13 protein-coding genes are annotated in these 9,561 nt (G+C 56.7%); 8 read left to right on the top strand and 5 right to left on the bottom strand.

Annotated elements, in window-relative coordinates:
* Positions 1–502 (bottom strand): IS110 family transposase (locus ACFQY0_RS13495; protein ID WP_379713244.1); only part of this gene is annotated, 502 nt, incomplete at its 3' end.
* Positions 503–657: 155 nt separating this feature from the next.
* Between ACFQY0_RS13495 and ACFQY0_RS13490 the strand changes: the two genes are divergently transcribed.
* From ACFQY0_RS13490 to ACFQY0_RS13465, 6 genes are all read left to right on the top strand, one after another.
* Positions 658–1,149 carry a hypothetical protein gene (locus tag ACFQY0_RS13490; RefSeq protein ID WP_379713242.1) on the top strand — a complete coding sequence of 164 codons (492 nt, stop codon included), beginning with the start codon at positions 658–660 and terminating at the stop codon, positions 1,147–1,149.
* A 928-nt stretch (positions 1,150–2,077) separates the two neighbouring features.
* Positions 2,078–2,587 carry a hypothetical protein gene (locus ACFQY0_RS13485; RefSeq protein ID WP_379713240.1) on the top strand — a complete coding sequence of 170 codons (510 nt, stop codon included), beginning with the start codon at positions 2,078–2,080 and terminating at the stop codon, positions 2,585–2,587.
* Positions 2,588–2,637: 50 nt separating this feature from the next.
* A complete protein-coding gene (locus tag ACFQY0_RS13480; RefSeq protein ID WP_379713238.1) occupies positions 2,638–3,225 on the top strand; it encodes a POTRA domain-containing protein in 588 nt (195 codons plus the stop codon).
* Between the two features lie 169 nt (positions 3,226–3,394).
* Positions 3,395–3,826 (top strand): hypothetical protein, encoded by a 432-nt coding sequence (locus ACFQY0_RS13475; RefSeq protein WP_379713236.1) that lies wholly within the window; start codon positions 3,395–3,397, stop codon positions 3,824–3,826.
* Between the two features lie 158 nt (positions 3,827–3,984).
* A complete protein-coding gene (locus tag ACFQY0_RS13470; RefSeq protein WP_379713234.1) occupies positions 3,985–4,353 on the top strand; it encodes a hypothetical protein in 369 nt (122 codons plus the stop codon).
* 738 nt (positions 4,354–5,091) lie between these two features.
* Entirely contained in the window at positions 5,092–5,472 is a 381-nt protein-coding gene (locus ACFQY0_RS13465; RefSeq protein ID WP_379713232.1) for a hypothetical protein, read from the top strand.
* A 55-nt stretch (positions 5,473–5,527) separates the two neighbouring features.
* Here the strand turns inward: ACFQY0_RS13465 and ACFQY0_RS13460 are convergent, their stop codons facing one another.
* The 3 genes from ACFQY0_RS13460 to ACFQY0_RS13450 form a co-directional block, all read right to left on the bottom strand.
* On the bottom strand, positions 5,528–5,737 hold the full coding sequence (locus ACFQY0_RS13460) for a hypothetical protein (protein WP_379713230.1): 210 nt from the start codon (positions 5,735–5,737) through the stop codon (positions 5,528–5,530).
* A 61-nt stretch (positions 5,738–5,798) separates the two neighbouring features.
* Positions 5,799–5,987, bottom strand: a complete 189-nt coding sequence (locus tag ACFQY0_RS13455) for a group II intron maturase-specific domain-containing protein (protein ID WP_379713228.1) — start codon at positions 5,985–5,987, stop codon at positions 5,799–5,801.
* Between the two features lie 27 nt (positions 5,988–6,014).
* Positions 6,015–6,200 (bottom strand): hypothetical protein, encoded by a 186-nt coding sequence (locus ACFQY0_RS13450; protein ID WP_379713226.1) that lies wholly within the window; start codon positions 6,198–6,200, stop codon positions 6,015–6,017.
* Positions 6,201–6,383: 183 nt separating this feature from the next.
* On the opposite strand from ACFQY0_RS13450, the gene ACFQY0_RS13445 reads away from it, so the two are divergent.
* Together ACFQY0_RS13445 and ACFQY0_RS13440 are read left to right on the top strand one after the other, a co-directional pair.
* Complete coding sequence (locus tag ACFQY0_RS13445; protein ID WP_379713224.1) at positions 6,384–6,656, top strand: hypothetical protein; 273 nt, start codon at positions 6,384–6,386, stop codon at positions 6,654–6,656.
* 239 nt (positions 6,657–6,895) lie between these two features.
* Positions 6,896–7,150 (top strand): toxin-antitoxin system YwqK family antitoxin, encoded by a 255-nt coding sequence (locus tag ACFQY0_RS13440; protein WP_379713222.1) that lies wholly within the window; start codon positions 6,896–6,898, stop codon positions 7,148–7,150.
* 954 nt (positions 7,151–8,104) lie between these two features.
* Here the strand turns inward: ACFQY0_RS13440 and ACFQY0_RS13435 are convergent.
* Positions 8,105–9,367 (bottom strand): glycoside hydrolase family 117 protein, encoded by a 1,263-nt coding sequence (locus ACFQY0_RS13435; RefSeq protein ID WP_379713220.1) that lies wholly within the window; start codon positions 9,365–9,367, stop codon positions 8,105–8,107.
* Positions 9,368–9,561 lie beyond the last annotated feature (194 nt).

The following is a 9,561-nucleotide window of genomic DNA, read 5'->3' as shown; positions in this document are numbered from 1 at the left end:
ATCCGAGACGGCGCAGCAAGGCGAGCAGGCGGGACTTGGCGCGGCGCAGGTCGTCGACGGCATCGGTGCGGGCACGGCAGAGGTCGCGGATCGCCTCATCCACGGAGTCCGGGATGTTGACAGCGACTAGGTCGTTGGAACGGTGCATTCTGGCGAGTTTGGCGGCATCGCGCTTATCGGTCTTCACACGGTCTCCGGAGCGTGTGGGGATCAGCGAAGGGGCGATGACCTCGCATTTCACGCCCATCTGGAGGAGGCGTCTGGCGATCCAGAATCCGCATCCGCTCGCCTCGTAGCAGACCTCGAGATCCGAGAGCTCGCGCTTCTGTTGCTTGGCGATGCGGCGGATCGCCCGCTCCAGTGCGTGTTGGGAGGTGGTGATGCTGCCGTACTGGCGGGGTTCGGCGTTCCGACCGGCCTCGAGCAGGGCGATGACGGTTTCTTCTTTATGGACGTCGAGTCCGATGTAGAGTTTCTGCGGTGTGTCTGAGTTCGTTTTCATTTGTTCTAAGCATTTGATGTTGGATAGGTCGCCGCGACCCCGTGTCGTGGCGATAGCCCACGAGTTGAACCAGACACACCACCTCTCTCTCAACCCTCAATTTGGCCTGAAATGCTGTGTCCGGACCAACCGGCAGCCATAGGGTCTCGGCAAGAATGAAGACACTCGGCAAGTGGACATGGACAGTGCTCTCATGCTGCTTGCTTGTTGGTGCTGGATTGGTCTTTGCGGAGCTAGCCGGGCGTGGCGAATCCCAGGTTGACCTCCGCAGTCCCGAGGTGATTCACCGAATCCTCGGTTACGACTTTCCTCAGCACTGGAAGATCGAGGCCGTCGATCAGACAGATGGGCGATACTACTGGGCGATTGATGGCGGCGTCACACCTGACTGGATCTCCTCGATTGGCGGCACGCCTGAAGACGGCTCCGATACCCGATGGGATGTTGCGATTGCAGATGGCGATGGAATCCACAGATCCTCGGTTTTCATCCGGTGTCCGAAGCGCTGCTGCATTGCGGTGGAAGCAGCTCGGCCCAAAAAATCCAAAGCCGAACAAGGCGTCGCACCACAATCCGCTACCCGTTCCGAGTCCGATTCGGAGGGTGGCGACAAACCTCAACCAGAATCGGAGCCGCGCCCCCGGTAGCGGATGTGTGGACTTCGACGTTCTCGTGGAATGTAGAGCGTCTGGGTTCTGAGGGTGTGGCAGAAGACGGAGTCGGAGATAGGTCGGGCTTATCGAGGTTTTCGAGCTTCCGGAGCTTTGCTGACCGGGGTGATCATCATGCGCTGGGCAGCAGAGGAGCGACCAGGATAGATCGGACTGGCCACGTGACCCACCCTGTTAGATTGTCTGTCTGATTCGCCGGGGCTCCGCATCATCACCGCTCGGGGTGCTTCGTGGGATGGAGTCGGCGCTCGATCGGGAATTTTCCCGTGGCGGACCGCGGCCTCCGCGAAGATCCCCCCGCCCCCAAGACCGCCCAACGAGAACAAGGCGCTCGAGGACGACCCCTTTCAGCGGCTGTGTTGTGTGCTTGCCGCCAGCTTCGAAAGCTGCTTGGATCCCCGCAGCCTTCCCGGTGAGCTCACCGGGATCGCCTCAGCTCGAACGTTCTCGTGGAATGTAGAGCCTCTGGGTTTTGAGGGTGTGGCAGCATACGGAGTCGGAGATAGGTCGGGCTTGTCGAGGCTTCCCAGCTTCCGGAGCTTTGCTGACCGGGGTGATCATCATGCGGGGGGCAGCAGAGGAGCGGCCAGGAGAGTTCGGACAGGGCACGTGACAGACTCTGTTAGATTGTCTGTCTGATTCGCTGGGGCTCCGCATCATCACCGCTCGGAGTGTCTCTCGGGATGGTCTCGGCGCTCGATCGGGTATTTTCCCGTGACGGACCGCGGCCTCCGCGAAGATCTCCCCGCCCCCAAGACCGCCCAACGAGAACAAGGCGCTCGAGGACGACCCCTTTCAGCGGTTGTGTTGAGTTCTTGCCGCCAGCTTCGAAAGCTGCTTGGCTGCCCGCAGCCTTCCCGGTGAGCTCACCGGGATCGCCTCAGCTCGAACGTTCTGCCAAGAAATGAAGACGCAACACCTCCTCTTTCTGCTCTCGCTTCTCTTTCTGACGACTCGTATCGGTGCAGGGCCAGTTGCATCAAAGGTCGTCTCTCTAAAAGGTGAGGTTGTGAGTGTCGTCTGGATTGACGGCTTTGCTTTCGAATCTGATGGTGCAGGATTGATGAGTTCCGGAAGTAAATCGCCAGCTCATTATATTGTCTTGGAGACAGAATCGGGGACAGAGGAAGAGCGTGGTCAACTCAGTGGTTACCTTTTGTTCGGGCTCTCCAAATGGCCACACTGGTCGGTCGCGAAGGTCAAGCTTGATAAGAATCAGGTGATGATTTCGATCCCAGGCAAGCGGATCAAAGAGTTAACAAAGGGCGCGAAGATCGAAGTAATCGATTATCAGGTGAAGGGAGACGAGTGGTCAACGTTCAGTATATTCGAGGAGCTTCTGGTTGCTGGTCAGAGCGTAAATACCAAAGCAGAACAAGCCGCTGCTGGCGACGGCGACAACGCTGCAAATTGAAATCCACGCTCTGGGTCGCCGCCGCCAGAGCTTGAACGTTGTGCCAAAGAATGAAGACGACCCTCTGCAAGCTGGCACTCTGCGTCTCTAGCGTGCTGGCGTCCTGTGAGCGACAGGAAGCGAACTGGTCGCCACGCGACGGTGACCGAATTGGAGTTGTCGAGATTCGGTTCGACGGAGCGACCGACATTGATCCAGTTCACGTGGCCAACTTCCTAAAGCTGACTGATGGATCTTCCTACACGGCCGAGGCGGTTGATGACGACATTCGGGCTCTTTACGAGAGCGGCCTCGTGGATGATGTGCGGGTGCTTGCTGAGCCGGCCGACGGTGCCCTGCGCTTGATCTACGCTGTCACACCAAGGCCCCCGTTTGGCCCACCGTTTTGCATCGGCAATACGGCCTTCTGGGACAAGCGATTGGCCGAGGCTAGCGGCTTGAGCGAGAACGAATCGATCACCATTGAGTCACTAGAGATCGCGCGGGACAGGATCAGGACATTTTACGCCGATCGCGGCTACCCTGATGCAGAGGTGGTTTGTCGTTCGTGGGAGGGTGGCAAGGCCAGCGTGGACGACTACATCTTCGTCGTGGTAGAAGGCCACCTAGCACCGCAACCCGCCAACGAAACTGAATAAGCACAACAAGCCGAAGATGGCGACCCCTCACAGTGGCCTTGTTACGTTTCCGGTTTGGTGATTCAATCCGGCAACGAGAATCGGCGCGCCGCCATGAGGGTCGGGATCGCCATTTCTCAGACGTTCGGCAGATAATATGAAGCGACCATCGCTCGGGACATTTCTGCTAGTGGCAGTTTTACTCATCGTGGTTGCGGCAGTCGCTGGTTTCGCTTGGATTGGCTATCGTGCCCAACACCCAACGCAACTAAACTACGACGAGGTTCGGAGCACCTTGGTTGGCGAGAGACAATCCGCAGTAGAGACAGTCACTGGATGGGGCAGCGTGACATACGGTCTTGATGACGGTCAGGACTGGATTGAGTTCACCACAGATGCCCCAGGTCTCAGATTGCTCCTTGATTCACGGCCATTCGTTCGTCTCCCGGTGGATCGCGAAGCGCCCGCGGGTATTTGGGCTGAGCAACTCAAGGAATGGGGTGGCGAGCGGGATGCGTATGAGGATGATTCTGAATTCGAGACGAACGGCACCGGTTACTACCTCTTTGTGCAGACCAGAGATGATTCGATCCAAGCGTTGATCGCGCGACTACGCCAATGAATCGCTCGAAGAATCAGAAGCCGAACAAGACGCGCCTGACCGACCCCTTTCAGCGGCTGTGTTGAGTTCTTGCCGCCAGCTTCGAAAGCTGCTTGGATCCCAGCAGCCTTCCCGGTGAGCTCACCGGGATCGCCTCAGCTCGAACGTTCGCCTCAAAAATGATCACCAAACGCCGGAGAGCCACATTGGTGCAATTCTTTTTCGTCACGATGGTGATAGCGCTGGGTCTGTTCGGAGCGTCCTACTATTTACTAGATCATATTTCCGAAGCATCGACAGGCTACAACGCCAAGGCCAAGGGCATCTTCTCATGGCTGGAACGTTACCAAGAGCACGACTACGATGCGACCGGCACATGGACTCTAAAGGCTGCAGGGACGCGACTTAACCCGATGGCTTTGACCGCGGAGATCGGAGTGTGCGTGCTGGTAGGTGCGCTAGTTTCAGCATTCTCGCTTGCTCTAGTCCCGCGAGCGCTCCTCGAAGAAAACAAACTGGGCGAACAAGCCAGCGATGGCGACCCCTAACCGCGGCCTTGTTGAATTTCGTTTTCAGTGTTTCAATCCCTTCAATCTGGCACGGAGCGCCGCCTTGATTCGGGCGTCGCGCCATGCCTCAAACGTTCGCCAGAAAATGAGACAGCCAGAGGACATCGCTGAGAATTGCTCAATCAGGCGCTGGGCTTCTACCGTAATTCACTCCTTTACCCGACCACGATTCCAAATCCGTCACTTGGTTATTCTCGCAGTTCTCTTCGTGCTTTTTGTCGCCATCGATATTTGGCAATTTGGACTGTTCGCGAGTGATTCTCCTCTACCAGGCCTAGCAGTGAGTGCGCCCTCATACGATTCGCTCGGGCATCCCAATTCGATGAGAGGCGTTCTTCTGGATAATGCATTTCGTTCTTTTGGAGTCTATTGGATTGTCATTCTAGTGTTTTGGTGCCGAGCAAGGCCCTCACCGAGATTTGAAAGTGACACCAGAGCCGTCCGAGTAAAAAGTGAACAAGGCGAACAAGGCGGCGAAGGCGACGCCTAACAGCGGCCTTGTTGAATTTCCCTCACCATGATTCAATCCTTTCAATCAGGCACGGAGTGCCGCCTCAGTTCGGGCGTCGCGCCATGCCTCAGACGTTCTGCAAGAAAATGCGCACTACTCTAATCCTAGTAATTGCCGTTACATCTCTCCTTAGTTGCGAACGACAGGCGAAGGAGGAAGCGACCAAAACGACCTCCGTATCTGACGGGGTAGAATCGAAGAAGTCGATGATTCGGAGCATCAGCTTTAACGACAGGAATGGCGATATTGGTGTCGAGCTCAACGGAGATCGCGCGTTCTTGCGTCAGGACTCACCAGAGCATACGCGAGCCGAGATCCCTTACCATGACGGCTTGAATCTACTCGAAGGATTCTACGACATTCCACGAATTGAGGAATATCGAGGGAAGAAGTCAGACAACCGCCAGACTTCCATCCAATATCTCGTGGTTATCTATGACGAGATGCCGCAGCATTATTCCGACGAGTGGCTCGATTACGTCATTCCCAAAGACAGTGTCGCACTCAATCCCGAACTTAATGCGTGGTTTGAGAACATGCGGACAACCAAAAGACAAGCAGATGCAGAATCGGGTCCCGGGGAGTAGTTAACTCCCCGGTCCCACACCACCCTGCGTACGGCTCCGTACAGGGCGGTTCCAATCAGACGCGGGCATCTGGCCCGTAGTGCAGCTTGATCCAGACGGCCTCCATGTCAGGCACCCCTTGCCTGGCCGCCATAGCTTCAGCGACGGCGGGTTCCTCAAGCCAACGGTTATTCAATGCGTGTCGCACCAGCGACATCTGGCTCATCCGCCAGTAGCCGTTGCGGCTCCGCGCCGCTTTGTGCACTTCACCCGGAGCTATGCCCAAGGCGATGAGATTACGACGGCGCGTGCCTGGCTGCTTCCATCGAACCGCGTGGGCGAAGCCTTTACGCGGGTTTCCAGTAGTACAATCGCACCCGCCGCCTGACCCATTTCACCAACTCCTCAATGACTGTGTAAGTGCAACTGAGTTTGTAGTAGTTGAGCCAGCCGACGACATACGAGCGCAGTTCGGCAATGACGTCCTGCACGCGATGACCCCGGTTACGGCGGGTGGATTGATTCGCCTTGCTCACCCCTTACGGGGCAGCCCTCCGGGCCGTCTACCCTGCGCTGCGCTTGTCTTCCCGCACTCGCTGCTTGAAGCGGTGCAGTGCTTTGAGCGTCCATACCAGCCGTCCTTTGCGATCCACGCCGTAGCTGAGGAATTCGCAGAATTTGAGCTGAGTGCATTTGCTCTTGGCGCGGTTGACCACCAGTTTCAGTCGTCCTTCGCAATAACGGACCAAGCTTAGAGCGACAAGGCGAAGGCAGTCTGGAGACGATGGAAAGCACAAAAAACCGGATATGGCGACGGCGAATAAGCCGCTTTGTTGAATTCGAAGCTTCTCATCGCCGCGCCATTCCTCGAACGTTGTGCCAAGAATCCGTATGCATCACAGTACCATCCCACTGATCTACCTCACCTAACTATGAACTCATTTGGACTACCCGAGATCACCGTGGGCGGCTTTGGCTTCTTTGCGATAGCTTATGGAGTATTCGTCTTCATCGTCCATGTCATCATGGCACTGGCGGTAAATGGCGATGCGAAGCGCCTTCTTTCCAGTCGTGGAGGACTATTCCTATTTGGTCCGTTTCTATGGGGCTGGATTGTTTTCATTTTCGGACTTGCGGGATTAGCTTTGTATTGGGCTGTCCATCACTCGACCCTGAGAGCAAGCGCACCTCCCAATGCAAGATGACCAACGGCGAACAAGACGTCACTCCCACTGCCTGACCCGCCTCTCGTTCAGACCTTTATGACCGCTACAAGCTCGACCACGTGTTCCACCCTCGCCCCCCGGTCAGGCGCAGGAGGACTCGACGTCCTGCCAGGAAATTAGATGATGCCCCATGGTTTTAACCCCAACTCCGTGATCGACGTGCGCTTTCGCTGGTAGTGGTGCATGCGCTCAACATTCCGCAGGGAAATTGAAGAACAATGAAAATCCAGAGCCATACTCAATACCATAAGGACGGCAGCGTATGGGCGGTCGGGCAACTACAAGATGGAGCATCCACAGGTTACTGGGAGTGGTTCCGCAAAGATGGGACGAAATCTCGTTCTGGCAGCTTCGAAAATGGGCACCAAGTAGGCGAATGGACAACTTACGACAAAACCGGGCAACCTTACAAGGTGACCATAAAGAAACCCAAATCCACTGCTGAAAAGATTGCATTCAAAGGCGGTTCCTAACCTGCCAATACAACCAAAAAAAGGCAGTACAAGCCGGACATGGCGACAGCGGATAAGCCGCGTTCATGAGTCCTTTTCATTTCATTCAACCTGCCCATTGAACGGACGCGTGTGTCCTTTGACGCTCCACTAAAACCGAAACACGACATGAAGACCACGATTCTATTCTGCGCGGCATTGGCAGGCCTCCAGTCTCCAACCTCGGCAGCAGACTCCTATTCCGTATCTACAACGGTGCTAACACTTCCGCCGTCGGTTGATGTCTCACGGCGATCCCGCACGGTTACCCGTGCTGAATGGATGAGGATCGTTCGGACAGCTGCGGAAGCCGCTGGTAGCCGTCTTTTCCGATGCCCGGATGTTGTCACCCCCTCCGAAAAGAGAACTGAGATCGCAGTCAAGAGCCCGCCGGCACCCGAACCCGTTGCACCTGATTACAAGGTTTCGAAGGCTCCCGTGACTCATGTGGCTTTCACGCCATCCGGACACACCAAAGGTACTGAGATTCGAGGTGAGTTCACCCTACCCCCAAGCGAGGATGCCGAAGATCATCCGATTAGCCTATCGAGCAGCGTTCATGGCGTCGTGCCCGATGGCGAGGTCTTGGTCTTTCAGTTGGGTGAGCACCTCATAGGAGTTGCGGTCACCACAAGCGAAGATCCATAGAGGCAGGAACGGACTCGGGGGAGCAGTTAACTCCCCGGTCCCGCACCTGGCTCTCTCCTTCGCCAAGGAACAGGGCGGTTCCGACCCGACTTGGGCATCGGGCCCGAGGTGCCTCCTGATCCAGATGGCTTCCACGTCGGATACTTCCTGCCTTGCCTCCGTAGCGCGTCGCACCACGGACATCTGGCTCATTCGCCAGTAGCATTTTGGTTCCGCGAGGAAATTGTGCAGCTCGCCTCGAGCGATGCCCCTGGGCGGTGAGTGGAAGGCGCTTGCGTGGCTGCTTTCCTACTCCCGATTTTCCCTCGCGATCCTTTCCCGCTGCGCCTTGCTGAGTGAGCGCTGGAAGTAGACATCGGGCTTCAGGAAGAGATTTGTTTGCTTGAGACCCGGATCATCGACATCGAGGCTGAGGTCGCAGTCGAAGCGCGCGAGGATGCTGTGCTGCTTCCCCGGGCCTCCTGCCGTGGTGAAGTGCGAGAGCCCCCAGCTGATTCCGCGACCATTGCCATTGCTGTTGAAGGCATCCGGGACGTAGGGACCGGCGGCGATCGGCAGCAGCGCGGAGACCGAAGCGATTCCGAAGTTCACGCCATCAGGGGCGTACTGGATCGTGTTCACCTCGTTTCCGTTGGAAATGATCAGCGCGCCGATGCCTTCCTTGAAGGGAAAGAGGCTGGTCTCATGTCCAGAGTTGAACAGCGGGTTGAGCGGATGCTTCCGGAAGGGACCGAGCGGACTTTCCGCAATGGCCAGTCCATTTCCCACCAGGTAATCCGGGCGGTCACCGTAGGCCGCTTTGAAATAAATGTAGATTTTCCCCCTGTAGACCAGCGGATAGGGATCGTGGATCGAATACTGATCCCAGGTTCCAGGCTCACCATTCGGAATGATCACCTTGTTGGCCGGCGTCCATGGGCCATCCGGTGAGTCGGCATAGGAGGCCGCGACCGGGCAGTGGTCGCCTTTCGTCCCGCTCGCTTCCATGAATCCCTGATAGTAGAGGTAGTACTTTCCCTCCCACTCGAGGATATCGGTTGTCGAGACCGACCGCCAACCGACCTCGGGCTTCGGCGGCCTTGGAATCGCCACGCCCTGCTCTTCCCAGGTGAAGCCGTCCTTGCTCGTCGCATACCAGATCTCGCAAAGGTCCCAGTCGGTCGAGGGAATCGTATCGGAGCACTTCTCCGCACCCTGCGGCGGCACCGGTGTGTCGCGCTTGGTATACCAAACGTAGTACTTCCCATGCCGCTTGATGATCTTTGAAGGGTCGCGCCGCGAAATGGTTCCGTCGCCATCCTTGTAGTCGAGCCCCTTCAGGGGGGTGTATTTGAAACTCGAAAACAACTCGTTGTCCTCCGGTCTTGGAGCGAGATACTGGTCGTAAAGCCGTTCCATCGCCTTGCTCAAGGGACGGTCCGGTTTGGTTTGCGGAATGTCCCATGGGTAGCCCGGTTCAGTCCCCAGGGCCAAGCTGGCAAGAGAGAGCACGCCTGCGGAAACCGTCCCCGGAAGGCGGGCAAAACTTGTCTTTTGGAAGCGGGAATTCATGCCATGTGAAGATCTAGGATTGAATACAATATTCGCATTGCCTCTTGAATACGGCCTCTTTGAGGGGGCCTTTCATCGATGGCCTGATTTTCGGGTGATGTCTCGTTTGCTCTCTGAATCCGCGGATTTCCTGACAAAAATGGCGTTCCTGGTGCTAGAAACTCCTCGCTGGATCCGTTTAGCTCCGGCAGATG

Origin of the sequence: Haloferula chungangensis (assembly GCF_042664875.1) — a bacterium.
GTDB classification, from domain to species: Bacteria; Verrucomicrobiota; Verrucomicrobiia; order Verrucomicrobiales; family Akkermansiaceae; genus Haloferula; species Haloferula chungangensis.
This window is presented reverse-complemented; position numbering and strand designations above follow the sequence as displayed.